This window comes from Georgenia sp. SYP-B2076, assembly GCF_003991205.1.
In the GTDB taxonomy this organism is placed as follows: Bacteria; Actinomycetota; Actinomycetes; order Actinomycetales; family Actinomycetaceae; genus Georgenia.
On the sequence record NZ_RXOZ01000034.1, the window covers coordinates 199,874 to 225,007 of the forward strand.

Annotated in this window: 23 protein-coding genes and 1 pseudogene; 9 read left to right on the plus strand and 15 right to left on the minus strand. The window is 72.4% G+C overall.

Features of this window, described 5'->3' with window-relative positions; all coding sequences use genetic code 11:
- The first annotated feature begins 78 nt into the window (after window positions 1-78).
- The 3 genes from EJK16_RS16325 (at window position 79) to EJK16_RS16335 (ending at window position 4,392) form a co-directional block, all read left to right on the plus strand.
- A complete protein-coding gene (locus EJK16_RS16325; RefSeq protein ID WP_127131215.1) occupies window positions 79-891 on the plus strand; it encodes an SDR family NAD(P)-dependent oxidoreductase in 813 nt (270 codons plus the stop codon).
- A 64-nt stretch (window positions 892-955) separates the two neighbouring features.
- Window positions 956-2,125 carry a serine hydrolase gene (locus tag EJK16_RS16330; protein ID WP_127131217.1) on the plus strand — a complete coding sequence of 390 codons (1,170 nt, stop codon included), beginning with the start codon at window positions 956-958 and terminating at the stop codon, window positions 2,123-2,125.
- Between the two features lie 26 nt (window positions 2,126-2,151).
- Window positions 2,152-4,392, plus strand: coding sequence for a cytochrome P450 (locus EJK16_RS16335; RefSeq protein WP_127131219.1), 2,241 nt, complete (start codon window positions 2,152-2,154; stop codon window positions 4,390-4,392).
- Window positions 4,393-4,468: 76 nt separating this feature from the next.
- Here EJK16_RS16335 and EJK16_RS16340 read toward each other — a convergent pair whose 3' ends face one another.
- The 10 genes from EJK16_RS16340 to EJK16_RS16385 form a co-directional block, all read right to left on the minus strand.
- On the minus strand, window positions 4,469-5,059 hold the full coding sequence (locus EJK16_RS16340; RefSeq protein ID WP_205739806.1) for a TetR/AcrR family transcriptional regulator: 591 nt from the start codon (window positions 5,057-5,059) through the stop codon (window positions 4,469-4,471).
- A 130-nt stretch (window positions 5,060-5,189) separates the two neighbouring features.
- On the minus strand, window positions 5,190-6,065 hold the full coding sequence (locus EJK16_RS16345; protein ID WP_127131223.1) for an NAD(P)-dependent oxidoreductase: 876 nt from the start codon (window positions 6,063-6,065) through the stop codon (window positions 5,190-5,192).
- The gene (locus EJK16_RS16350; RefSeq protein WP_127131225.1) at window positions 6,058-6,456 is read right to left on the minus strand and encodes a carboxymuconolactone decarboxylase family protein; all 399 of its coding nucleotides are present in this window, start codon (window positions 6,454-6,456) and stop codon (window positions 6,058-6,060) included. Before EJK16_RS16350 ends, EJK16_RS16345 begins: the two co-directional genes overlap by 8 nt.
- 59 nt (window positions 6,457-6,515) lie before the next feature.
- The gene (locus EJK16_RS16355) at window positions 6,516-7,544 is read right to left on the minus strand and encodes a dioxygenase (RefSeq protein ID WP_127131227.1); all 1,029 of its coding nucleotides are present in this window, start codon (window positions 7,542-7,544) and stop codon (window positions 6,516-6,518) included.
- Entirely contained in the window at window positions 7,541-8,668 is a 1,128-nt protein-coding gene (locus tag EJK16_RS16360; protein ID WP_370276075.1) for a maleylacetate reductase, read from the minus strand. The genes EJK16_RS16355 and EJK16_RS16360 overlap by 4 nt, the downstream gene beginning before the upstream one ends.
- Entirely contained in the window at window positions 8,668-10,032 is a 1,365-nt protein-coding gene (locus EJK16_RS16365; protein ID WP_127131229.1) for an MFS transporter, read from the minus strand. The genes EJK16_RS16360 and EJK16_RS16365 overlap by 1 nt, the downstream gene beginning before the upstream one ends.
- A gap of 140 nt (window positions 10,033-10,172) precedes the next feature.
- A complete protein-coding gene (locus EJK16_RS16370) occupies window positions 10,173-10,856 on the minus strand; it encodes a GntR family transcriptional regulator (RefSeq protein ID WP_205739807.1) in 684 nt (227 codons plus the stop codon).
- A 172-nt stretch (window positions 10,857-11,028) separates the two neighbouring features.
- The gene (locus EJK16_RS16375; RefSeq protein ID WP_205739808.1) at window positions 11,029-12,513 is read right to left on the minus strand and encodes an MFS transporter; all 1,485 of its coding nucleotides are present in this window, start codon (window positions 12,511-12,513) and stop codon (window positions 11,029-11,031) included.
- A 412-nt stretch (window positions 12,514-12,925) separates the two neighbouring features.
- Window positions 12,926-13,513 (minus strand): TetR/AcrR family transcriptional regulator, encoded by a 588-nt coding sequence (locus EJK16_RS16380; RefSeq protein WP_164737383.1) that lies wholly within the window; start codon window positions 13,511-13,513, stop codon window positions 12,926-12,928.
- Window positions 13,514-13,607: 94 nt separating this feature from the next.
- Window positions 13,608-15,251, minus strand: coding sequence for a methyl-accepting chemotaxis protein (locus EJK16_RS16385; protein ID WP_127131235.1), 1,644 nt, complete (start codon window positions 15,249-15,251; stop codon window positions 13,608-13,610).
- Between the two features lie 318 nt (window positions 15,252-15,569).
- Here EJK16_RS16385 and EJK16_RS16390 point away from each other — a divergent pair, with 318 nt between their 5' ends.
- Window positions 15,570-15,782, plus strand: a complete 213-nt coding sequence (locus EJK16_RS16390) for a DUF1918 domain-containing protein (RefSeq protein ID WP_127131237.1) — start codon at window positions 15,570-15,572, stop codon at window positions 15,780-15,782.
- Between the two features lie 20 nt (window positions 15,783-15,802).
- On the opposite strand, the gene EJK16_RS16395 is transcribed toward EJK16_RS16390, so the two are convergent.
- A complete protein-coding gene (locus EJK16_RS16395; RefSeq protein WP_127131239.1) occupies window positions 15,803-16,033 on the minus strand; it encodes a hypothetical protein in 231 nt (76 codons plus the stop codon).
- 121 nt (window positions 16,034-16,154) lie between these two features.
- On the opposite strand from EJK16_RS16395, the gene EJK16_RS16400 reads away from it, so the two are divergent.
- Entirely contained in the window at window positions 16,155-17,069 is a 915-nt protein-coding gene (locus EJK16_RS16400; protein WP_127131241.1) for a universal stress protein, read from the plus strand.
- Here EJK16_RS16400 and EJK16_RS16405 read toward each other — a convergent pair.
- From EJK16_RS16405 to EJK16_RS16420, 4 genes are all read right to left on the minus strand, one after another.
- Window positions 17,066-17,605 (minus strand): HtaA domain-containing protein, encoded by a 540-nt coding sequence (locus EJK16_RS16405; protein WP_164737384.1) that lies wholly within the window; start codon window positions 17,603-17,605, stop codon window positions 17,066-17,068. The two genes, EJK16_RS16400 and EJK16_RS16405, sit on opposite strands and share 4 nt — an antisense overlap.
- Window positions 17,606-17,780: 175 nt before the next feature.
- A complete protein-coding gene (gene groL, locus EJK16_RS16410) occupies window positions 17,781-19,409 on the minus strand; it encodes a chaperonin GroEL (RefSeq protein WP_127131245.1) in 1,629 nt (542 codons plus the stop codon).
- A 268-nt stretch (window positions 19,410-19,677) separates the two neighbouring features.
- Window positions 19,678-20,508: an anti-sigma factor gene (locus tag EJK16_RS16415; protein ID WP_127131247.1), complete on the minus strand. Its 831-nt coding sequence runs from the start codon at window positions 20,506-20,508 to the stop codon at window positions 19,678-19,680.
- Complete coding sequence (locus EJK16_RS16420; protein ID WP_205739809.1) at window positions 20,501-21,076, minus strand: sigma-70 family RNA polymerase sigma factor; 576 nt, start codon at window positions 21,074-21,076, stop codon at window positions 20,501-20,503. Before EJK16_RS16420 ends, EJK16_RS16415 begins: the two co-directional genes overlap by 8 nt.
- 267 nt (window positions 21,077-21,343) lie before the next feature.
- Between EJK16_RS16420 and EJK16_RS16425 the strand changes: the two genes are divergently transcribed.
- The 4 genes and pseudogenes from EJK16_RS16425 to EJK16_RS16440 all read left to right on the plus strand — a co-directional run.
- Window positions 21,344-21,910: a hypothetical protein gene (locus EJK16_RS16425; RefSeq protein WP_127131251.1), complete on the plus strand. Its 567-nt coding sequence runs from the start codon at window positions 21,344-21,346 to the stop codon at window positions 21,908-21,910.
- A 105-nt stretch (window positions 21,911-22,015) separates the two neighbouring features.
- The gene (locus EJK16_RS16430) at window positions 22,016-23,500 is read left to right on the plus strand and encodes a glycoside hydrolase family 15 protein (RefSeq protein ID WP_127131253.1); all 1,485 of its coding nucleotides are present in this window, start codon (window positions 22,016-22,018) and stop codon (window positions 23,498-23,500) included.
- A gap of 66 nt (window positions 23,501-23,566) precedes the next feature.
- Entirely contained in the window at window positions 23,567-24,436 is an 870-nt protein-coding gene (locus EJK16_RS16435) for an SGNH/GDSL hydrolase family protein (RefSeq protein WP_127131255.1), read from the plus strand.
- A 119-nt stretch (window positions 24,437-24,555) separates the two neighbouring features.
- Window positions 24,556-25,134: pseudogene (locus EJK16_RS16440) on the plus strand (hypothetical protein); the annotation flags it as partial.

Sequence of the window (25,134 nt, forward strand, 5' to 3'; positions counted from 1 at the left end):
CCGGCAGACCTCACCTGTGAGGCGCACCACAACGACGTGCCACGCGCGTCGCCGCGCCCAGACTGACTGGAGACCCCTATGGGACTGAACGGCAAGATCGCGGTCATCACCGGAGCCGCATCGGGCATGGGACTGGCGGCCGCGAAGGCCTTCATCGACGAGGGCGCCACGGTGTACGGCATCGACCTGCGGCGCGACGGCCTGGACCGCGAGTTCAGCCGGCTGCCCGGCGCGCGCGGCTTCGCCCTCGACATCGCGGACTCCGCGGCCGTCAACGAGGTCTTCGACCGGGTGGCGTCCGAACACGGCAGGCTCGACGTCCTGGTCAACGCCGCCGGGGTGGGCACCCCGAGCAAGGAGGCCCAGGACCTCGTGGACCAGATCCACGGCAGAGCGCTCGCCTCCATGGGCACGGGCACGCCGTACTTCCCGGAGTTCCTGACGACCATCAGCGACGAGGACTTCGACCGCGTGATGGCCATCAACGTGAACGGGACGTTCTACACGATCCGGGCCGCCGTCCCGCTGCTCAAGGCCGCCGGCGGCGGGAGCATCATCAACTTCTCCAGCGTGGCGGGGCTGATGGGCATCGTCATGCCGCTCTACTACCCGGCGTCCAAGGCGGCGATCGTCGGGCTCACCAAGGCGGCGGCGGCGGAGCTGGCACCGTTCAACATCCGGGTCAACGCCCTCGCGCCGGCGGGGATCGACACCCCGATGTTCCGCCAGGCCGACGACGAGACGGTCGAGGCGCTCCTCTCCCTGCAGCCGCTCAAGCGCGTGGCGAGCCCCGAGGAGATCGCCCAGACGCTGATCTTCCTCGCCACCGGCGCGAGCGCCCACTACACCGGCCAGACGCTCTCGCCGTCGGGCGGGGCCCTGATGGTCTGACACCGTCAGCAGCACCAGCACCAGCACCAGCACCGACATACCAACAGACCTGCCAGGAGAACCAATGATCAATGACGTTCACGGGCTCAGCCCCAAGGCCCTCGCCACCCTCGAGCGGACCATCCAGGAGGACATCGAGCGCGGAGCCTACGACGGGGCCAACATCATCGTGGCGCGTCACGGCGAGATCGGCCTGCAGGGCTCGTACGGCTACGCGGAGCGCGCGACCGGGCGACCGACGCGACGCGACGACGTCTACCGCATCCTGTCCCTGTCCAAGGCCTTCACCAACGCCGCGGTCTACCGCGCGCTCGGGGAGGGCAAGCTCATGCTCTCGACCCGCGTGGTGGACCTGATCCCCGAGTTCCTGGGCGACGACCCCTTCCGGGCGGCGCGCAAGGACAAGATCAACCTCGCGCACCTGATGACCCACCGCGCCGGGATGCCCGCGACCCCCAACCCAGGTCTGCCGCCCGAGCGCTTCGGGAAGCTCTCCGACGTCATCGTCGCCCTCGGCAACGTCGACGTCGTCAACGAGCCCGGCGAGAACCTCAACTACTCCCCCGCCATCAACCACGCCCTCATCGGCGAGATGGTCCGGCGTGCCTACGGCGCGGACTCCTTCCGCGACCTCGTCGACGAGCTCGTGTTCACCCCGGTCGGCATGGCGCGCACGCGATTCGGCCTGCCCCGCGCGTGGGCTGACAACGCTGTGCCGCTGAAGTTCATCCCCGGCAAGGACAGCTGGCTCGGGCCCGAGGAGATCGAGATCCTCAACGACGTCATCTCCGAGGACGCGGAGCTGCCCTGGGTCGGTGCGGTGTCCACGATCGACGACGTCTTCGCGTTCGCGGAGATGCTCCGGCGCCGCGGGCTGGTGGGCGACGAGCACCTGCTCGCGCCCGCGATCCTCGACCAGGCCACCACGAACCAGACGGGCGACATGGTCAACGACCTGTACGCCATGGTCGCCGCCACCCGGGGCTGGGAAGAGCCGCCCGGCAACATCGGCCTCGGCTTCGCCCTCTCGGGCACCGGGACCCACGCCTCCTTCTTCGGGCCCTTCACCTCCCCGCGCACGCACGGCGGCTACGGCGCCGGTTCGTCGCTGTTCTGGGTCGACCCCGTCAGTGACGTCACGTTCTCGTTCCTGTCCTCCGGCGTCATGGACGAGGCCGACAACGTGGCCCGGTTCCAGAAGCTGTCGACCATCGCGGCCTCCGCCGCCGTCTGACGCAAACCAGCCCCGAGGAGTCAACGATGACCGCCACGCCTGAGGCACCCACCCGCCACCCCCTCGCCCAAAGCTTCGACACGATGGGCGACGACTACTACCGCGACCCGGCCCTCCACCTGGCCGCGGTCCGGGACGAGACGCCGGTCTTCTTCTACCCGCCACTGCACTCGTGGATCGTCACCCGGCGGGCCGACGTCGAGCTCGTGCTCTCGGACTGGCAGAAGTTCTCCTCCGCCGGCAACACCGCCACGGTGGTCCCGGAGCAGCACCGCGCGGTGTTCCCGCAGGAGCTGGTCACCCGCATGATCCTCGGCATGGACCCGCCCCTGCACACCGAGTCCCGCAACGTCGCCCAGCGCGGCTTCACCAAGGCGCGGATGGAGGCGCTGCAGCCGGAGATCGAGGCCCGCGCCAACCGCATCATCGACAAGTTCGAGAACAACGGCGCCGGCAACCTCATGGAGGACTACTCCCTGGAGCTGACGACGCAGACGATCATGGCGCTGCTCGACCTGGACTACGCCTACGAGCCGATGATGCGCCAGCTGCGTGACGACCTCTTCACGATCATCGCCTCGGCCCACGAGGACATGCCCGAGGACTTCAAGGCGGCGGTGTGGGACCGCTTCATCGAGGCGAGCCTGGTGCTGCGCGACATCATCGACTCTCGGCGCGACTCCGACGCCGACGACCTGATCTCCGTCATGGCCTCCGCCCGCAAGGACAACGGCGAGCCGGCGCTGTCGACGCCGCTCATCGCCCTGCACGTGGCGGAGTTCGCGGCGGCCGGGACGGACACGACGTCGCAGGCGATGACCAACGCCGTCCTCTTCGTCACGGCTCACCCGGAGGCGCTCGACGAGGCGATCGCGGACCCGGAGCTGTGGCCGCGGGTATTCGAGGAGACCGTGCGGCGCCGCCCGTCGTCGACCTTCACCGGCCGCCGCGCGACGGCAGACGTCGTGCTCGGCGGCGCGCACATCCGGGCCGGCGACAACATCCAGGTCGCCCTCGCCAGCGCCAACACCGACCCCGAGCACGTGGCGCGCCCGTTCGAGTTCGACATCCATCGCCCCGCCCCGGAGGACCATCTCGCCTTCACCAAGGGCCGGCACACGTGCCTGGGCCAGTCCCTGGCGCGGGTCCAGGGCGCCACCGGCCTGAAGGTCCTCTTCGAGCGACTGCCCTCGCTCCGGCCCGACAACCCCGACGAGCTCGACTTCCTGCGCGTCGCGCTGCTGCCCTTCCGCCGCTCGCTCCACGTGTCCTGGGACGTGGCCGACGTCGAGCGGCAGCTGAAGCGAGTCCAGCGCCAGATGCCGCTCACGGTCCTCGAGCACCGCGACGAGGCCGACGGCGTCCTCTCCCTCACCCTGGGCCACCCCGACGGCGGAAGCCTGCCCGCCTGGTCGCCCGGGGCCCACATCGACCTCCACTGCGGGACCGGCGACGACGCGCCCGTCCGCCAGTACTCCCTCTCGTCCTCACCTGCCCAGACTGACCGCTGGCGCGTCGGCGTCCTGCGCGAGCCGGACGGTCGCGGCGGGTCCGCCTACATACACCAGCACCTCCGCACCGGCTCCCAGGTCACCGTGACCTGGCCGCGGAACAACTTCCCCCTGCGGACCGCCGCCCGGTACCTCTTCATCGCCGGCGGCATCGGGATCACCCCGCTCCTCCCGATGATCGAGCAGGCGGAGGCGCAGGGCGCCGACTGGCAGCTCCTCTACGGCGGCCGGACCCGCGCCTCGATGGCGTTCGTGGGCGAGCTCACCCGCTACGGCGAGCGGGTGCAGCTGCGCCCGCAGGACGAGCTCGGCCTCCTCGACCTGGCCGGGCTGCTCGGGGAGGTCACCGACGACACCCTCATCTACTGCTGCGGACCCGAGCCGCTGCTCGCCGCGGCCGAGCTCGCGAGCGCGCACTGGCCGGTCGGCTCCCTCCACACGGAACGCTTCGCCCCCAGGACGATCCTCCTGACCGAGCCGGACACGGCGTTCCAGGTCGAGTTCGCCGAGTCGGGCATCACCGCCACGGTCCCGGCGGGGCGGACCATCCTGGACGTCGCGGAGGAAAACGGCATCACGACGCTGTCCTCCTGCAAGGAAGGGACGTGCGGCACCTGCGAGACCCGCATCCTCGCCGGCCGCGCCGAGCACCGCGACTCGATCCTCACCACCACCGAGCAGGAGGCCAACGAGACGTTGATGATCTGCGTCTCCCGCGCCGAGAAGGGCTGCGGCCGGCTCGTCCTGGAGCGGTAGGGCCCGGGCTGAGCCGCCCCGACCGGTCGGGGCGGCTCGACGCGGTCGCGGCTCGACGCGGTCGCGGCCGGCCGAGTCACCTGCCCGCGGTGCCGAAGAGCGGCAACCACTGCTTCGCCAGGGCCTTCAGGACCCGCTCCTCGTCCGCGGTGTACCCGTGGACGTAGAGCAGGGAGAAGTTGTGCTCCAGTCCCGCCATGAGCGTCATCATGTGCACCTCCGCGTCCAGGCGTTCCGCCGCGGAGGTGCAGCCGCGGTAGGGAGCGGTCATCGACCGGCACACCCGGCGGCTCGTCGCCAGCCAGCTCTCCCGGACCTCGCCGTCGACGGACATCGCCTGGATCATGGCCTCGAACTCGGCGCGGTACGTGAGCCACATCCGGCGAGACTCGCCGAGCCAGGCCACGAGGGAGTCGAGGGTGTACTCCTCCAGGCTGTCCAGGGAGTCGTACAGCGAGCGGAGCTCGGACTCGATCTCCAGCATGCGCGCGATGACGATCTGCGCCTTGCTGCTGAAGTAGAGATAGAGGTTGGCCCTGCTGCCTTCTGCGGCCTGGGCGATCTGGGCCATGCTCGTGGACCCGTAGCCGAGATCACGGAAGAGCGTCATGGCCGTGTCGACGAAACGCTGCCGCGTGGCGACCCGCTTCGTGGTGGGAGGTGACACGGTGTCCTTCGCTGCGTGGTGGGCGGCTGCGCCCGGCCGGTCGATCCCGGTCATGCTATCTGGCGCCCCCGCGGGCGCGGCGAAGGGCCGGGATCGTCTCCCGGCCCTTCAGCCCAGCAGCACCGCGCGTTCAGCTCTCCAGCCAGCGCGCGATCTCGGTGTGGTCCGCGCTGCGCGGCAGCTCCTGGGCGGCCTCCGACCAGATCTCCACCGCCCGCTCCCCCAGGTGGCTGGGCACGCCGAGGGCCTCGGCGAGACCCGTGGCGATGCGCATGTCCTTGAGCATCAGCTGCAGCGCGAACCCGGAGTCGTACGTCTCCGGCAGGATGAAGTTCGGCCACTTGTTCTCGGTGGACCCGCTGCGACCGCTGGAGCCGTTGATGGCGTCGAGCATGACGGCGGGGTTTAGCCCGAACTTCTTGCCGGCGATCAGCGCCTCGCTGGTGACCAGCAGGTGCGTGGCGGAGAGCAGGTTGTTGAAGGCCTTGAGGGCGTGCCCCGAGGCCACGGGTCCGGTGTGGACCACCTTGCCCATCACCTCGAGCACCGGCCGGACCCGCTCGACGAGCTCGTCGTCGCCGCCGGCCATGATCGTCAGGGTGCCCTTCACCGCGCCCTTGACCCCGCCGGAGACCGGCGCGTCCATGAGGTGCACGCCCGTCGCGGCGAGCCGCCCGGCGAGGTCGCGGGTGCGCAGCGGCTCGGAGGAGCTCATGTCGATCACGACGGAGCCGGGGGCCATGGCGGCGGCCACGCCGTCGCCGATGAGGACCGACTCCACGACGTCAGAGCTGGGGAGCATGAGGATCAAGACAGCGGCCCCGGCTGCCACGTCGACGGCGGCGTCCTTGGCCGTCCCGCCGTGCTCGGTCAGGGATTGGCGGTTGTCGGCGGACAGGTCCGTGCCGGTCACCGGGAAGCCGGCGTCGATCAGACGGGCCGCCATGGGTGTTCCCATGTTGCCCAGGCCGACGAAGCCGATGGTGGTCACGAGCGTCTCAGGCATTCTCGTCCATCTCGTTCAGGGTGCGCTCCGCGATGCGGAAGGACTCCAGCGACGCCGGGACGCCCACGTAGATCGCCGTCTGGAGGAGGACCTCCTGGATCTCCTCGCGGGTGCAGCCGTTGGTGATGGCGCCCTTGACGTGGACGGACAGCTCGTGCCCGCGGTTGAGGGCGGTGAGCATGGCGAGGTTGATGAGGCTGCGGGTCTTGCGCTCCAGCCCCGGGCGCGTCCACACGGCCCCCCAGCAGTACTCGGTGACGAGCTCCTGAACCGGGCGGGAGAACTCGCTCACGTTGGCGAGGGAGCGCTCCACGTGCTCGGCGCCCAGGACGGCCTTGCGGACCTCGAGGCCCGCCTCGAAGGTCGGGGTGGGGCTCACGTCTGTGGTCATCATCGTTTCCTTGATCTCGTCGGGTGGTGGGTCAGGCGTCGATCTCGTCGGGCGGTGGGTCAGGCGTCGTGATCCTGGACGGCGATCCAGTGCGTGTCCTCGTCCGACGCTTCCTGCTCGGGTGGCAGGACGATGTTGAAGGTGGCGCGGGACCATGCCCGCCCCGCCAGGTCGCGCCCGTCGGGCGTCGGCGCCCCCGCAGGCTGCTCCTCGAAGCGCTTGACCAGGGACGGCTTCACGCCGAACACGCTGTCCCGGGTCAGGTACTCGTCGCCCTCGACGAAGATGTGCGTCACCAGCGTGTGCTGCCCCGGCGCCGAGACCATGAAGTGCAGGTGCGAGGCCCGCATCGGCGAGCGCCCGACCGCCTCGAGCATCTTCCCGACCGGGCCGTCGTGCGGGATGGGGTACGGGGTCGGCGTCAGCCCCCAGAAGCGGTACCTGCCGTGCTCGTCGGCGAAGAGGTGGGCGCGGCCGGCGGTGCGGCCGTCGTCGTACTGGACGTCGTAGAAGCCGTCCTCGTCGGCTTCCCACACCTCGATGCGCGCGCCGGGCAGCGGGTTGCCGGCGGTGTCGGTCACGGTGCCCTCGACCCAGCACGGCTGGCCGGGGGCGCCGCCGGCGATGTCCCCGCCCAGTTCGATCCGCGGCGCGTCCTCGACGAAGAACGGCCCGAAGACGGTCGCCTCGGTGGCGCTCCCGTAGGCCTCGTTGTTCACCGCGATGGTCTGCATGGACGCTCCGAACACGTCCGAGAGCAGCACGAACTCCTGGCGGGCGTCGGTGGTGATGCGACCGGCGTCGGTGAGGAACGCGATGCCGGCGTTCCACTCCTCCTCCGTCAGGCGCACCTCGCGGATGAAGCTGTGGACGTGGCGCGTCAGGGACTGCACGAGCTGCCTGAGCCGCGGTGAGGTGGCGCCCTCGAACGAGGCGAGCACCTCCTCGATCAGCGCCGTCTCCCGGCGGGCCTGCTCGGCGGAGACCGGCTTCGTGGTGGTACCAGGCTCACCGACGGCCCTGCCCGACGCGGTGACGGGCGGGTAGGTGGCCGGCGCGGCGATGGTTGGTGCGGCGTTGGTGGTCATGCTCGCTCCGATGTTGTTCTTGCGTGGGGATGGATGCGGGCGGGCTCGCCCGCCCAGGCCGCGGTGAGCAGCTCGGTGAGGTTCTCCGTCGTGGTCGTGCGGGGGTTGGACGCCGGGACCGCAGCGAGGATGCGGGTGACCGCGTCCGGGATGTCCGCCTCTCGCAGCCCGTAGTCCTTGAGGGCCTGGGGCGCGTCGAGCTGCTCGCGCAGATCGTTCAGACCGGCGACGGCGGCGCGGGCGGCGGCGTCGGCGTCCTCGGCGTCCTCGGCCCGGCCGAACGCCTGGGCGATACGGGCGGCGGCCGCGGGGGCGGCTGGGGCGTTAAAGGCGAGGGCGTAGGGCAGCACCGTCGCGTGGGTCTCGGCGTGGGGCATGTTGTAGGCGCCGCCGAGCACGTGGCAGATCTTGTGGTGGAGGCCGGAGCCCGCCGAGGCGAAGGCGACGGCGGAGAGGTAGGCGCCGTAGAGGGCCTGCTCACGACCGGCCAGGCCGCGCGGCTCGGCCTTGACCCGGGGCAGCCCGCCGGCCAGGGCGCGGATCCCCTCGGCCGCGAGCGCCTGGTTGATCGGGTCGGCCCGTGGCGCCCACATGGAGTCCACGCAGTGGGCGAGCCCGTTGAGCCCGGAGGCCACGGACAGGGCGACGGGCAGGGAGAGGGTGAGCTCGGCGTCGTAGACGACCGCCACGGGCAGCACCCTGCCGTCGACGCCGGTGGTCTTGACGGTGTCCTCCGTCAGGCCCCACACGTTGGTGGCCTCGGAGCCGGCGTACGTGGTGGGGACGGCGACGATCGGTATCCCGGAGGTCAGGGCGACCGCCTTGGCCAGCCCCGTCGTCGAGCCCCCGCCCGCGCTGACCAGCAGGTCGATGTCGTGCTCGGCGGCGGCCCGACGGGCCCTCTCGGCGTTCTCGACGGGCACGTGCTGGACGACGTCGTCGTGCCACAAGGTCACGTCAATGTCCGCGCTGACCTGCTCGGCGATCTGACGCTCGCGGTCTGAGGCGATCACCATCACGCGCGCGGCGCCCCGGGCCGTGACCTCGGCGGCGAGGTTCGCGGCGGCCCGTCCGGCGCCGAAGAGCACGCGCTGGCCCAGGGTCGTGTGGTCAAAGGTCATCATCAGGCGAGCACCTCTTCCTCGGTGGGAGCGGCCTGGGTGGGCGCGGCCCCGATGGCAGGCGTCGGAGCCGGCCGCACGCCGCGGGCCGTCTGGGCCAACCCGCTCAGCCGGACGAGGCAGAACATGGAGACGAGGAGCAGGAGCGCGACGAAGAGGGCGACCGAGTAGGGGTTGCCCGTGGTCTGCAGCAGGGTCGCCGCGATCAGCGGCGTGAACCCGGAGCCGAGGACGTTCGCCAGCTGGTAGCCCAGGGACATGCCGGTGAACCGGATCTCCGGGACGAAGCTCTCCGCGAACAGTGCCGGCTGCGCGCCGTAGGCGACCGTGTAGAGCATGCCGAAGCCGATGGCGTAGCCGAGGACGATGACGGGGGCGTTGGCAGTCCCGACGGCCCAGAACATCGCGAAGATGGCCACCATCGCGGCGGCCGAGCCCACGATCATGATGGGCTTGCGGCCCATGCGGTCGGACAGGTGCCCGGAGAGCAGGATCATCGGGATCTGGATGACGAAGGCGAGCAGCGTCGCGCTGAGCATGACCGTCGGGCTGATGGCGAGCTGGTTGGTGCTGTAGTTGACGAGGTACGCCATGACGGTGATGGAGAACGCGCCGAAGCCGAGGAAGCCGCCGGCGACCAGCAGGACACCTCGGAGGTGCTGACGCAGCACGGTGGCGACGGGCACCTTGACGTCGCGTCCCTCCTCCTTGACGGCCGAGAACTCGGGGGACTCCGCGATCTTCAGGCGGATGACGAGCCCGACGACGACCAGGACCGCGCTGAGCAGGAACGGCACCCGCCAGCCCCAGGAGAGCAGCTGGTCCTCGGGCAGGAGGGTGACGAGCAGGAACACCGCGTTCCCGAGGATCGACCCCGTGGCCGGGCCCACCTGCGGGACGGCGGCGAAGAAGCCGCGACGCTCCGCCGGGGCGTACTCGAAGGCCATGAGGATCGCCCCGCCCCACTCCCCGCCGAAGGCGATCCCCTGGAGGAGCCGCAGGGCGACAAGGATGACGGCCGCCCACACGCCGATCTGGTCGTAGGTGGGCAGCAGGCCGATCAGCATGGTGACGGTGCCCATGAGCAGGAGGGTGACCACGAGCATGGGCTTGCGCCCGATCCGGTCCCCGAAGTGGCCGAAGATCACCGCGCCCAGCGGGCGGGAGAGGTAGCCGACGGCGAGCGTGGCGAAGGTGGCCAGCGTGCCCAGGAACGGGTCGCTCTCCGGGAAGAAGAGCTTCGGGAAGACCAGGGCCGCGGCGAGGCCGTAGATCGAGAAGTCGTAGTACTCGATGGCGTTGCCGGCCAGGCTGGCGGCGGCCACGCGGCGCACCGTGGGCCGTTCGGTGGTGTCTTTCGAGGCCATGCAGGTTCTCCTCGCCGATCGGGCCCGGTGTCCCGGGCAATCACCCTTGATTGTCCGACGATCATACAACCTGATGGCTGTCGTGCAAGCAGCCCGGCGCAGCGCGGGGGCAACACCTACTGCGTGACGCGGAGGAGCGGCTACTCCGAGGTGGGCAGGAGGCTGCTCAGCGCCGAGCGCGCGGCGCCCCAGATGTGCTCGGTACACAGCCGCGAGGCCTCGTCCTTGTCACCGCGGCGCACCGCGGCGACGATGCCCCGAAGTTCGCGCACCGACTCGGCCATGCGGCCCGGCCGGCCCATGGAGGTGGCTCTCAGCACCCGCACCCGGGACTGGATCTGGTCGATGAGGCCTAGGAGGACCTCGCTGTCGGCACCCTCGAGGAGAACCTCGTAGAACTTGTCCTTCGTCTCGAGCGTCACCCGGATGTCGTCGGTGCGCGCGCTGACGGCGGCGAAGTCCTCGACGGCCCGGTCCAGGCGGTCGACCTGGGCAGGGGTGGCCCGCTCGATAAAGCGGCGCACGACGAGAGACTCCAGCGCGGCGCGCACCTCGTAGAGGTCCTTGGCGTCCTCGACGGACGGCGCGCTCACCATCGCGCCCTTCTGCGGGACCACCGTGACCAGCCCCTCCGAGGCCAGCTCCCGGATCGCCTCGCGCACGGTCGTACGCGAGACCTCCAGGCGCTCGATGAGCTCGCGCTCCACCAGCCGCTGCCCAGGCTGAAGCTCGAAGTTCAGGATGGCATGGCGCAGGGCGGCGATGACCTGCTCGCGCAGCGGTGCCGCGGAGCGGCCCACCGGCGCGAGCCCCTGAACAGTCATGGCGTGATTGTCTGACATTTCGACAGCCTACCCCGCGCCGCGGCGCGGCGAGCGTGTGTCCGGACGGACACGGACCGGACGAGCGCGGCCCCGGTCCTGCACCCCGCACGCCGAAGTGCCTCCCTGGGCGCAGGCCTGAGGGAGGCACTCCGGAGCACGGAGGGGTGCAGCCTCAGTGGGCGACGACCTCGGTGAGCTTGAGGTTCTTGGACAGCCACAGCCCCGCCAGCACCGCCACCAGCGAGGCGCCCGCCGCCACGAGGAAGCCGACGTCGTAGGTCTCGGCGCCCGGGATGTTGGTCGCCGGGTCGGTGTACTTGCCCACGATGGCGGAGTAGATGGCGGTGCCGATCGAGGAGGCGGACAGGGCGATCGCGACGTAGATAGAGGCCGTGCCGGCCCCCTTACCGACCACGGCCTCGGCCGCGATCACCGAGATGGCCGTCGTGAACAGCGCGGTGTAGGCGATGCCGTACACGAGCACACCGACCAGGACGGCCCAGAGCTGCTCATGCATGGCCCAGAGCCAGACGAAGGTCAGCGCCTCGGCGAGCCCCGCCGCGATGATCACCGTGCGGGGCGCGACGGTGTGCAGCAGGCGGGGCACGACGCGCGCCGCGACGATGCCGGCGACGGTCATGGGGATGAAGACGAATCCGGCCACGAGGGGGTTGAGGCCGAACCCGTACCCGGCGACCGCGGCCGGGGTCTGGGCATACCCCATCACGAGGTTGAAGAAGAGCATCCCCGGGATGCCCATGGCGATGAAGACGCCGTAGGCGGGGAGCAGGCGCCGCGTGAAGAGCTGCTTGATGTCCAGCAGCGGCTCCTTGGCCCGCGACTCCCACCACAGGGAGACGGCCAGCAGGGCCGCGCCGCCGAGCACCCAGACCAGGGTCGGCCCGGATGTCACGCCCCACACCGTGGACTGGCTGATCCCGATGCACAGGGCGGTCAGGCCCAGCCCCATCAGGAGCACGCCCAGGACGTCCATCCGCCTGGACGCGCCGACGTTGCGCTTGACGGCGTCCGAGTCCGAGCCCCACGCCAGGAAGGCCACGAGGCTGATGACGGTCAGGATCGCGCCGATCCAGAATGCCGTGCGCCAGCTGGCCCCGAGCACGATCATGAGGCCACCGAGGGCGAAGCCGAAGAAGACCCCGATCGCCTGGCCCCCGCCGATGATGCCGATGGCCTTGCGCCGGTCGAGCTCGGTGAGCCGGTCGTTCATGATGCCGACGCACAGCGCCTGGCCGGCCATGACGCCGGTCAGGGCGCGCCCGACGATCAGCACCGCGAAGTTCGGGGCCAGGGCGGAGACGACGTATCCGACCACGATGCCCAGCACGCACCAGACCATCAGCCGCCGGTGACCGAACAGGTCCCCGGCCTTGGACAGGAGCGCGATCGAGGCTGCGCCGGCCAGCGTGGTGGCGAGCAGCACCCAGGAGACCTGGTTGGGGGTGAGCCCCAGCTCGGCGCTCATCGCCCCGTACATCGGGATCGCCATCATGGCGCCGACCTCGTTGAGCATCTGCAGCAACGAGAAGGTGACAGCCATGTAGAGGCCGGCCTGGCGCCAGGGGATCGCGATGCCCCTCGTGGGGGCTTCCGTCGTGGGCGCGGGGGTGGGTCGTGAAGCGAGGTCGTCCGTCATGTCTTGTCCCTTGCTCTTCGGCATGAACGCCTGGTGGTCACCGCGGTGTCCTCTTCGACGGCCGCGGGCGGCCCGGGCTGGGCATTACTCGATCTGGGTGCGAGGTCCGGCTCTGGAGTCCCCGATGCGCACCGTGACGAACCAGGTCAGCTTCGTGCGATCGTCATACAAAGCAGCTTGGCTAGACAGTTGTACACCCTGGTTGCGGATCTGACAACGGCTTGGCCGGAGCGCCGTGGGCCCGGCGACGTCCGCCTGACGGGGCCGCCGGCGGGGCCCGGCCGCCGAGCGCCTCGAGACGCCACGCGCGGCTGGTGTCATGCCCGCGCGTGGCGAGTCGGGGCGCGCTCCATGAAGCGGACCACCTCGGGCCGGGCGGCACCCAGCACGAAGGCTCAGACGCCCGGAGCGCTCAGCGGCCTCGCCGTAGGAGGGCCACCCACTGGTCGGCGAGCACGTGGACGACGTCGGCGTAGTCCTCGTCGTGGCCGCGGATAAGCATGAAGTAGAAGCTGCGGTCCACGGACATCATCAGGCTCATCAGGTGCGCGCGGACCAGCGCGCGCTCCGGCTCGGGAGCCCGGGAGACCAGGTTGGCCATGAGCTCCTGGGTCCGGCGGTGCAGGGCGAACCACTGGTCGGCCACCGCCGGCTCGTTCGCGAGCGCCTGCTCCATCGCCGCGAACTCCATGCCGTACGTGCGCCACAGCCCGGCGTGGGCCTCGAGCCAGGCTACGACGTCGTCATGGGAAGGGTTCGGGAGCTGGTCGAGGGCCACATAAGCGCCGGAGACCTCCGGCTCGAGGGTCTTCATGAGCTCGATGACGACCTCGGCCTTGGAGCGGAAGTGCAGGTAGAAGGTGGCTCGCGAGACCCCCGCCGCGCGCGCGATCGCCTCCGCGCTGGTGGCGGTGTAGCCCTGCCGCGTGAAGAGCTCGCGGGCTGCCGCGATCAGCGCGGCGCGTGTCGCGCGCTTCTGGTCCGTCCGGGTCGTCGACACCGCGCCCATGCTGCTGCTCCCCCTCCGGCGCCCGGGCACGTCGTGACGCTCGGGACGGATACGAACGTACCCGAACCATCCTGCGATCCGAGCATCACAGGTACGTGAACCGGTTGACGCGCAGGCGCAGGCTCTCCGACATCCGGGCGAGCTCGGTGACCGACTCCCCCATCTGACCGAGGACGTCCGAGGCGGCGGCCGTGGCCTCGGCGACGCCGGTGATGTTCCCGGCGATCTCCTCCGAGCCGGTGGCCGCCTCGCTCACCCCCCTGGACATCTCGTTGGTGGTCACCGTCTGCTCCTCGACGGCCGAGGCGATGGTGAGCTCGTAGTCGTTGATGGCGCTGACGATCGACGAAATCTCGCCGATCGCCTCCACCGCACCGACCGTGTCCACCTGGATGGCGGCGATCCTCGCGGCGATGTCCTCCGTGGCGCGGGCGGTCTCCCGGGCGAGTTCCTTGACCTCGGCGGCGACGACGGCGAAGCCCTTGCCCGCCTCGCCCGCCCGCGCGGCCTCGATGGTGGCGTTCAGCGCCAGCAGGTTCGTCTGCTCCGCGATGGAGGAGATCACGCCCACGACGTTGCCGATCTCGGAGGAGCTGGTGCCGAGCTTCCTCATCGTGTCGTTCGTGGCGGCGGCGACCTCGGTGGCGAGCCCGGCGATCCTGGCCGCCTCGTTGGCGTTGTGTGCGATCTCCCGGATCGAGGCGCCCATCTGCTCCGCCCCGGCCGCCACCGCCTGGACGTTGCGCGAGATCTGCTCGGCCGCGGCCGCGACGACGCCGGCCCGCGCCGACGTCTCGTCCGAGCCGACCGAGACCTGTCTGGTGGAGGCGGAGAGTCCCCCGGCAGCCGAGGCCACCTGGTCGGACGACTCCGCCACTCCGCGCACCAGCTCGCGCATGTTCACCACCGCCCGGTCGAGCGAGGCGGCCATCCGGCCGACCTCGTCGCGCCGCGTGACGCGGGTCGATCGCGTGAGGTCGCCGGACGCCAGCGCGTCGGCGACGCCCCTGACCTGGCGGATGCCACCGCTGATGACGCCGGCCACGGCGAGGCCCATCCCGAGCGCCAGCAGGGACCCGACCACGGCGACGACGACGATCGCGTTCCTCATGGCGATCGCCAGGTCGGCTGCCTCCTCGCTGCTGCGCAACGACTCCGCCTCCTGGAGTGCGATGAGCTCGCTGAGTCCGTCCAGGATGGCGGCGCCGGCCGGGTCGATGACGTCCTTGCGGATGGCGTTTGCCGCCACGCCCTCCCCGGTCTCGAAGAGCACGTCGACCTGCTTTGCGGCGTCGAGATATCCGGCCACGTTGACGAGCACCGCATCGAGCACCGCGACCTGCTCGGCCGTGGGAGAGGTCCGGGTCCGGTAGGTCTCGCTGAGGTCCTGGATCCGTGCGAGCGCGACGTCGCGCGCGTCGCGGCTCTCGAGCCGCGCGACCTCGTCGGTGGCGAGCGACCCGCTGGTCGAGCTGTACCGGGCCCAGACGAACTGGAACTTCATGTCCGCTGCGACGGCGGTGCCCCGCACGTCCTGCGCGTACATGGCCTCTGCCGCCGAGGCCATCCGGGTGGCGCTCGTGACACCCAACGTGCCGATGACGACCGTCACCGCCATCAGCAGGGCGAGGGTTGAGATGATCTTCGTGGCGACCCTGAGGTTGACGAACGCGCGCACCGCGCGGCGACGCCGGAGCCAGGCGCGCGCGGCGGTACGAAGCGTGATCATGGAGTGCTCCTCAGGTTGTCGTTCGGGCCCACGGCGCGGCCGTCGGCTCGGCTGCCCGGACGCGCCTCACCGACCGACCTCGCCCGCCAGGCCGCCCGTCGGCCCCGCACCGGCGCTGCCGCCATCCGGACCCGCACCTGCGCTGGCATGGACGAGACCACGCGAACCTCTGTCGCACTATCGGCCGGATGACGGCCCATTGAAGAGAAACGGCGTGACCCTGGCCGCGAGCCGCCGCTCGCGGGACACTGGAGACACGAGAACCGACGCGCCGCTTCGACACGGCGGTGTCGGACGCGCCAAGGGAGGCGAGCTCCGATGCAGGCAGTCACCAAGGGCGACAGGGTGGTCGTCCACCCGAAGCAGCTCGGTGGTCACAAGCGCGAGGGCGAGGTCGTCGAGGCTCGCGGCCCGGGTGGAACGGCGCCGTTCCTCGTGCGGTGGTCCGACACGGCGAGCGAGAGCGTGATCTTCCCCGGGCCCGGGACGGTCATCGTGCCGGCCCGCGAAGGTGCCGCACCGTCCCAGTAGTCACGTCCGGGGCGACCCGCTCACTGCTGGCTGACGCCGAGCCGATTGCTCAGCCGGCAGCGAGCCATCGCCTCGGTGGCCTCCGCCAGCCCGGACCGGACGCCCGCACGTAGCAGCGTCGCCCGGCAGACCATCACCTCCGAGATGACGGCTCCGGCCGAGTAGCAGCCACGGAACTCCCGGACCAGCCTCTCGGTGGCCTCCAGGCCCGCTTTTCGTTCGGTCACCATGACGATGGCGGTTCGACTCACGGTTGCCCCCTTGCTCGCTCGTGCGTCAGGGCAAGCGTCCACCCAAACCCGTCAACATGTGTAGAGAATTGACCCCGGTCTCACGGCGTGAGCGGGGCAGGGCCCACCAGAGGAGACGACGATGGCCACCGCGACCACCCAGCCGCGCGTCGTCGTCGGCGTGGACGGCTCGGCGCGCGCCGAGCTCGCCGTCGCCTGGGCCGCCGAGGAGGCGGTCCGGCGCGGGCTACGGCTGCACATCCTTCACGCCTTCCCGCTCGACTTCTCGATGGTCGCCAACGACCTGCTCTCCGCCGCCGAGGCCCGGGAGATGGGTGAGCGCATCTGCGAGGCCGCCGCGGACCGGGCTCGCACGAGCCATCCCGGGCTGCGCGTCTCCTCGGAGGTGCGCCTCGCGCGTCCGGCACCCACCCTCGTCGACGCGTCCCGCGACGCGGCCGTATTGGTGGTCGCGGCCCGGGGCCGCGGCGCGGTGAGCGGGAAGCTGCTCGGCTCGGTCTCCCGCCACGTCGCGGCCAACGCGCACAGCCCCGTCGTCGTGATCCGGCACCCCCAGGCCCGCGGCCCCCTCCCGGTCGTCGTCGGCGTGGACCGGTCCGCCAGGTCGACGGCGGCCCTGGCGTTCGCTCTGGCCGACGCCTCCCGCCGCGGGGTGCCGCTCCGGGCCGTGCACGCCACGCACGCGGACGTGGCCGCCGGCACGCCGGCACCCGACCCCGGGCCGTCTGCGCCCCGGCCGGGGCCACCGGCGCGCGGACGCGGGCCGTCGGCGACGGACCGCCGGGCCCGCCGGGCCGGGACGGAGCAGCTCCTCCGCTCGGTGATGGACGTGGCCAGCCGGTTCCCGGCGGTCGAGGTCGACTTCCAGCAGGTCCGCGCCCGTCCGGTCGAGGCCCTGCTGCGTCAGTCCGGCGAGGCGGGCCTGCTCGTCGTCGGCAGCCGTGGGCTTGCGGGGCTCACCGGCCTCGTCCGCGGCTCGGTGAGCCAGGGCTTGCTGAGCCGGGCCGAGTGTGCGGTCGCCGTCGTCCGTGGCTAGCGCTGGCGGGTCGGGTAGACGACGAACACGGGGTCGAGCTCCTCGCCGGCCGCGTACTGCTCGTTGAACACCGCCTGCCCCTCCTCGCTCAGGTACGCCGGGGTCTCGCCCCAGACGTAACCGGCGCCGGAGACCGCGGGGGCGCCGAGCGTGAGTGTCGCGAGCGGGATGCGCCGGTCTCGGTCGGGCCAGTGCCGGGAGTCGATGACGCTCAGGACACCGGCCCCGCCGTCGAGCGCGATCCACGGGTCGGCGATCATGACGAAGAGCATGTTGTGGTGCCCCGTCAGCCGGACGTCGCCGCGGAACTTGAGGACGCCGGTCCCGGTCGACGGGTCGTAGGTGGACCCGTCGGCGGGCTCGAACGTGAAGAAGCTCCCGTGGGTCAGCGACGCACCGTCGGTCTCGCGGTGGCCGCCGTCGGGCAGGCGCGAGATGTAGCGGATGAAGCTGCGCTTGAGCCCCCACGTCAGGCCGGGGCCGGGCAGGCTGTCGTCGCCTGCGGGACCGGCGGTGCGTGCGGGGTCGGCGGTCATGGCGGGCATCCTTCGTTGGTCGGTGGCACAGCGGCGTCGGGGCCAGGGTACGGCGCGGCATGACCGCCCCGGCGTCGCGTCCGGGCGGTACGCCAAAGGGCGGCACCTCGCGTGAGGTGCCGCCCTTCGGCGTTTTCCGATCAGCCCCGGAGCGTCGCCCCGGGAGCGGCGGGGATCAGAAGCCCATGCCGCCCATGTCGGGCTCGCCGCCACCGGCGGACGCGCCGGCCTTCTCCGGCTTGTCCGCGACGATGGCCTCGGTCGTGAGGAACAGGCCGGCGATGGAGGCCGCGTTCTGCAGGGCAGAGCGGGTCACCTTCACCGGGTCGTTCACGCCCGCGGCGAGCAGGTCCTCGTAGACGCCGGTCGCGGCGTTGAGGCCGTGGCCGACGGGCAGGCCGCGCACCTTCTCCGCGACGACGCCGCCCTCGAGGCCGGCGTTGATGGCGATCTGCTTGAGGGGGGCGTCCACCGCAACCTTCACGATGTTCGCACCCGTCGCCTCGTCACCCTCGAGGTCGAGACCGACGAACGCGTCCTTGGCGGCCTGGATGAGGGCGACGCCACCACCGGCAACGATGCCCTCCTCGACGGCGGCCTTGGCGTTGCGCACGGCATCCTCGATGCGGTGCTTGCGCTCCTTGAGCTCGACCTCGGTCGCGGCACCGGCCTTGATGACGGCCACGCCACCGGCCAGCTTGGCCAGGCGCTCCTGCAGCTTCTCGCGGTCGTAGTCCGAGTCCGAGTTCTCGATCTCGGCGCGGATCTGCGCGACCCGGCCCTCGATCTGCGCGGCGTCGCCGGCGCCCTCGACCATCGTGGTCTCGTCCTTGGTGACGACGACCTTGCGGGCGCGGCCCAGCATGGACAGGTCGGCGTTCTCCAGCTTGAGACCGACGGTCTCGGAGATGACCTGGCCACCGGTGAGGATGGCCATGTCCTGCAGCATCGCCTTGCGGCGGTCGCCGAAGCCGGGGGCCTTGACGGCCACGGACTTGAAGGTGCCGCGGATCTTGTTCACGACGAGCGTGGCCAGGGCCTCGCCCTCGACGTCCTCGGCGATGATCGCCAGCGGCTTGCCGGACTGGATGACCTTCTCCAGCAGCGGCAGCAGGTCCTTGACGTTGGAGATCTTCGACTCCACCAGCAGCACGTAGGCGTCCTCCAGGACGGCCTCCTGGCGCTCCTGGTCGGTGACGAAGTACGCGGAGAGGTAGCCCTTGTCGAAGCGCATGCCCTCGGTGAGCTCGAGCTCGAGGCCCAGGGCGTTGGACTCCTCGACGGTGACGACGCCCTCCTTGCCGACCTTGTCCAGCGCCTCGGCGATGAGCTCGCCGATGGCGACGTCGCCGGCGGAGATCGCGGCGGTGGCGGCGATCTGGTCCTTGGTCTCGATGTCACGCGCCTGCAGGATGAGCTGCGCGATGACGGCCTCGACGGCCTTGTCGATCCCCTTCTTCAGGGCGATCGGGTTGGCGCCGGCGGCGACGTTGCGCAGGCCCTCGCGCACGAGCGCCTGGGCGAGCACGGTGGCGGTGGTGGTGCCGTCACCCGCGACGTCGTCGGTCTTCTTGGCGACCTCCTTGACGAGCTCGGCGCCGATCTTCTCGTAGGGCTCCTCGAGCTCGATCTCCTTGGCGATGGACACACCGTCGTTGGTGATCGTGGGGGCTCCCCACTTCTTCTCCAGGACGACGTTGCGGCCCTTCGGGCCGAGGGTGACCTTGACGGTGTCGGCGAGGATGTTGAGTCCACGCTCCATACCGCGACGGGCCTCCTCGTTGAAGGCGATGGTCTTAGCCATGCGTTCGATCCTCCACTAGTGGCTGTTCGAACGGCTGGCGAGCGCCCGCGACGGACGACCAGGGTGGAAGACGGTCATGTCCCGCCCACACCCGGGCCTCACCGGCCAGCCGGTTGGTTTCTGTCACTCTCAGGTCGAGAGTGCTAACTCGATATTGGCACTCTCACCACCCGAGTGCAAGGTCGGGCGGGGACGTGCGTACCTCACACCGGGTCGCGGCGCCGGCTCGGGGCCGTCACACCGGGTCGGGGCGCGGCCCCCGGCGCCCTCACAACCGTGCGGTGGCCCACACGGCGCCGGTCTGGGTGGTCAGTTCGAGGGTGTCCACCGCCGAGGTCGGGGCCGGGACGACCCAGGTGGCCCCGCGGTCGTCGGCGAGGACCCACTTCCCCACGCTCTGACGTGTCCCGTCCGCGAGCACGAGCCAGCACTCGTAGCTCGCCCCCGCCCGGCCCCCGCTGACATCCACGACGAGCACGTCCTCGCCGTCGTACCAGGAACTCGCGACACTGCCGACCGTCGCTCCGGCGGCCGTGACGACCGGCGTGCCGACCGCGACGGAGGCCGTGGGCGGCGTGTGCTGCTCCCGCCCGAGCAGCACACCGGCCGTCGCGCCGGCGCCGACGAGCAGCCCCACCCCGGCGGCGAGGGTGGCGGCGAGGTGGAACCGGCGTGGACGCGCGGCGGCGCCGGTGCGCCGTCGGCCGCGCGGGGCGCCGGCGGCGGGGCCGGTGCCGGTGCCGGTGCCGGTGCCGGTGCGGAGTCGGCCATGCGCGGCGGTGGCGGGGCCGGGGACGGACCCACGGGCGGTCCGGGCGCCGGCGCGGAAGGGGCCGGCGCCCGCGTCCGCGTCCGCGTCGGTGGCGGCAGTGGCACCGGTCATCCCCATGGCGGCGAGCACCTTGCTGTCGAAACCCGGCGGCGGCTCCACGCGCGGCGCCGCGGCCAGGACGTGGTCGACGGCGGAAGAGACGGCCGTGTACTCCTGCCGGCAGCCCTCGCACGTGTCGAGGTGCTGCGCGAGCGCGCTGCGCCCGGGCTCCGGGACCGCGGCGAGCGCCAGGTCGACGAGCGCGTCCGGCGACGGGTGCTCAGTCATGGTCCGCCCCCAGCTCGGCGCGCACCCGCCGCAGCCCGGTCCGGATCCGCGTCTTGGCCGTCCCGAGCGGGATGCCCTCGTGCCTGCTCACCTCGAGGGCGGTGCACCCGCCGATGACGGCCAGCGCCACGGCACGGGCCTGCTCGGGCGGCAGCTCACGCAGCCGCGCCATGGCGCGGTCGGACTCCAGGTGCTGCAGGGCCATCTCCTCCGGCTCAGCGGGATGCATCGTCGCGGCCAGCATCTGCTCGAGGGCGTCGTCCGCGGTGGGTGTCGATCGGCGCATCCGCACGGCGTCGATCGCGGCGTTGCGGGTGATCGTCAGGAGCCACGTCAGGACCGACGCGCGGCGGATGTCGTAGCTTGCGGCCGCGCGCCACGCCCGGACGAAGACCTCCTGGCTGACGTCCTCGGCGAGCGCCGGGTCCCGCGTCACCGACAGCGCCAGGCCGTAGACCGGCGCCTGGAACCGGCGCACGAACGCGACCGCCGCCTGCTCGTCGTCCAGCGCCAAGCCGTCGACGAGGGCGGCGTCAGCCGCGCGGTCCGCCCGTGAGAACAGGTGCACGGTCTCAGGTACGTTGGCCCGCGCCGGAGGGATTGCGGGGACGTCCGGCGGTGGGGTGGCGGCGTCCTGCGGCGGAGGGGTGGCGGCGTCCTGCGGCGGAGGGGCCGCGGTGTCGCGCGCCGGAGCGCATCCGTGGGCGGCGACGGCGGTGCCCGGGTGCAATCCGGGCACACCGCTGCCGCGTATCACCTCCGACGAACGGACCGGCGGGGGCCGCCCCGGCTTCCACCTCATCGAGCACCTTTCTCGTGATCCCTTGGAGGAATCATGCGCGCACATGCCTTGCGGTTCTCGGCGGCGGGGCTGTTCGCCCTCGCCCTGCTCACCGGCTGCGGCGGCGGCAACACCGGCGGCGGCACCGGCACGGGGGCCGGTGGGGAGACCGCCACCACCCCGTCGACCACGTCGCCGTCCGCGTCCACGTCCAGCGAGGGGTCCGAGCAGAGCGGCGGGGAGGTCGTCAAGACGGCCCAGACCGATCTCGGCACGATCCTCGTCGACGAGGACGGCCGCACCCTGTACCTGTACACCAAGGACTCCCCCGGCAAGAGCGTGTGCGAGGGCGACTGCCTCGTGGCGTGGCCGCCGGTCGGGAAGGCCACCGCGGGCGAGGGCGTCGACGCCTCCATGCTCGGGACGATCACCCGCAGCGACGGCGCGACCCAGGCCAGCTACGGCGACTGGCCGCTGTACTACTACGCGGCGGACACCAAGGCCGGGGACACCACCGGCCAGGGCGTGGGCGGCGTCTGGTGGGTCATCGGCACCGACGGCAAGGCCATCGGGATGGGGGCGCCCGCCAGCAGCATGCCGGCCAGCAGCATGTCGTACTGAGGTCCCGGGCAGCGCGACCGGGCGGTCGGGCGGCGCCGGCCGCCCCCGCAGGACCCGTCCTCTCCGGGTAGCGACGCCGGGACGCGACCGGGGTAGATTCGGACGATGACCTTAGCCGTCACGCCGGCGCCGGTCGCCGCGCCCGAGCCGTCGACGCTCCCGCGACCGGCCGCCGACGGGGTCCGCGTGCGCCCCTACGACCGCCGCCGCCGGCGCCGCCGCGCGCTGACCCTGACAGGAGCGGGGCTGGCTTACCTGGCCCTCGCGGTGTGGTCGGTGCACCTGAAGGCGACGGAGACGACCGAGGCCTATATCCCGCTCTACCTCGACGGCGTGGCCCTGCAGGCCGACGGGACCGTCACCGACGTGACCGCCGCGCTGGGCGCGGCCTACCTGCCCGGCTCGCGGGTCCTCGCCGCAGACAGTGACGACCCGGCCGCGCGCGCCCTCGCCGCCGAGCAGCGCGCCTGGCTGGCCCAGGGCACCGTGCCAGGCGTGGGCACCGCGTACGAGGAGCTCGTGACGGGCGCCCTGCTGGACATCCACACCCTCACCGGCGCGACCGTCGACGACGACGGCCGGCTCTCGTCGGCGGCGCCCGGCGCGGCCGTCGCCGGGTGGACGGACCGGTGGCGGTTCGTGTGGCCCCGGGACAGCTCGTTCGTCGCCGCCGCCCTGGCGCGCACGGGCCACACCGAGGACGCGCTCGCCGTGCTCGGGTACCTCCAGGACGTCCAGAGCGAGGGCGGCGGCTTCCAGGCGCGGTACCTCCCGGGCGGGGCGGGCGTGCCCGACAGCCGGGGGATCCAGATCGACGGCACCGGCTGGACGCTCTGGTCCGCCGCCGCCGTGCTGGAAGCCATCGACGACGACGCGCGGCGGCAGGGCGCGTTCGACGAGCTGCGCCCCCTGATCGACCGGTCTACCGACCACATCCTCGACCTCACCGACCGCGCGGGACACCTGCCGCCGCCCTCCGCCGACTACTGGGAGGTGGAGGAGGCCGAGCTGACGCTCGGCACTGTCGCACCGCTGCTCTCCGGGCTCGAGCACGCTGCCGCCATGTACGGCGCCGCGGGCGAGACCGGGCGGTCCACGGCGGCCGCCGCGCGGGCCGAGCAGGTGCGCGACGCGGTGGAGGAGACCTTCGGCCCGCACGGCTACACGCGTTATGCGGGTGCCGGACCCGCGAACCTCCTGCTGGGATCCAACGGCCGGGACGCCGCGACCGCGATGCTGCTGCCCCCGTTCACCGCGGAGCCCCTGGACGGGGCGGAGGCAGCCTGGCTCGCCTCCGCCGCCGAGATGGGCCGCCCCGCCGGCGGCGTCGCGCCCGGCGCGGGGTGGAAGCGGGACGGCATCTCCTGGACCCCGGAGACGACGCTGTACGCGCTGACCGCGGCGGCCAACGGCCACCCCGACCGGGCCACCGGGTGGCTCGACTGGGTCGCCGCGCACCGCACGGCCTCGGGCGCGATCCCGGAGAAGGTGCTTGCCGGCGGCGCCCCGGCCGCAGTCGCCCCGCTGACCTGGTCCGGCGCCAACGTCATCCTCGCCGTCGCCGCCCTCGAGGACATCGGGGCCCTGTAGGCGCGTTGGGCGCCCGGCGCGGGCGTCGTCGGTGCGGCCGTGCCCGCGCGCGGGCATGATCTCCCCATGACGCCTTCCGACGGCGCCGGGCCGACCCCGGGGCGCGCGGCCGTGCCGTGGTCCCGCTTCGTGGCGCTCGGCGACTCCCTCACCGAGGGGCTGTGGGACATCGACCCCGCGGCCCCGGACCGTCCGCGCGGCTGGGCCGACCTGCTGGCCGAGCGGCTCGCCGAGCGCCGGGCGCCGCACCAGGCCGCGCAGGCGCCGTTCGAGTACGCCAACCTGGCCGTGCGCGGGCGGCTGCTGGGCGAGATCGTCGAGGAGCAGGTGCCCGCCGCGATCGCGCTCGGCCCCGATCTCGTCAGCCTCATCGGCGGCGGCAACGACCTGCTCCGCCCCGGCCGGGACCCGGACGCCCTGGCGGCCCGGCTCGAGGGCGCCGTCGAGCGCCTGCGGGCCACGGGCGCCGATGTGCTGCTCGCGACCGGCATGGACCCGAGCGACTCCCCCGTCCTGCGGGCCACCCGCCCCCGCGTCGCGACCTTCAACGCCCACGTGTGGTCCATCGCCCGGCGCCACGGCGCCCACGTGCTCGACGTCTGGGGCATGCGCTCGCTGCGGGACTGGCGCATGTGGGCCCAGGACCGGATCCACCTGACCACGGCCGGCCACGAGCGGGTCACCCAGGCGGCGCTGGTGGCGCTCGGCCTCGGCGCCGACGACGACGCCTGGGACGACCCCCTCGCCGCCCTGCCGCCGGTGGCGCGCGCGGAACGGCTGCGGGGCGACCTCGTGTGGGCGCGCCAGTACGCCTACCCGTGGATGGGGCGACGGCTGCGGCGGCGCTCCTCTGGGGATGCGCGCAGGCCCAAGCGTCCGGCGCTCGCCCCCGTCCGGCCGGGGTGGGTCACCGTGGCCGGGGAGGGAGATGCCTGAGCCACGGGCTCGGCGCGGCACGCTGCACAACGACGGCAGTCGTGTGCGTCCCACGGCCGCCAACACGTCCAACTACACCCTTGTGGTCTTTGTCACAGGCAGGGAGTAGGCTCGTACACATGTTCGATACATCGGCGGGCGAGGGGACGGCCGGGGGCGACGCTCCCGGGGGCCGGCCGCGGGCCGGAGCCGGGGGGCTGGAGGCGGTGCTGTCGGTCTTCCTCCAGGCGGCCCGGGTGGCCCGGGTGGCGCACGGCGCCCCGGTCGGGCGCCCCTCCGCGGCCGTGGTCGACCTCGTGCTGCCCCGCCCCGGCTCGCACCATCCGAGCGATGCCGACGGGCCCGGGACCGCGCCCGCCGCCCCGGCCGGGCAGGCGGTGAACGGCCCGCCGGAACCGCCCGACCCGGCGGCTGAGGCCGCCGGTGCCGACCCGCGCGGCGCCGACCCGGGCCACGCCGACGCGGGCGGTGCCGCCGGTCCGGCCGGTGCCGCCGCGGGCGGTGCCGCTGCGCCCGACGCCGACGCGGGCGGTGGTGGTGCGCCCGCCGCGGGTGGGGTGCTGGCGGGGGGCGGTGAGCTGGTGGGGATGGACCTCGCGGTCGTGCTGGCGGGCGTGGCCCCGGCCGGGCAGGACGCGGGCGACCTGGTCGAGCTCGCTGCGGGGTGGTCCCGGCTGATCTCCTGGGCCCACGCCCAG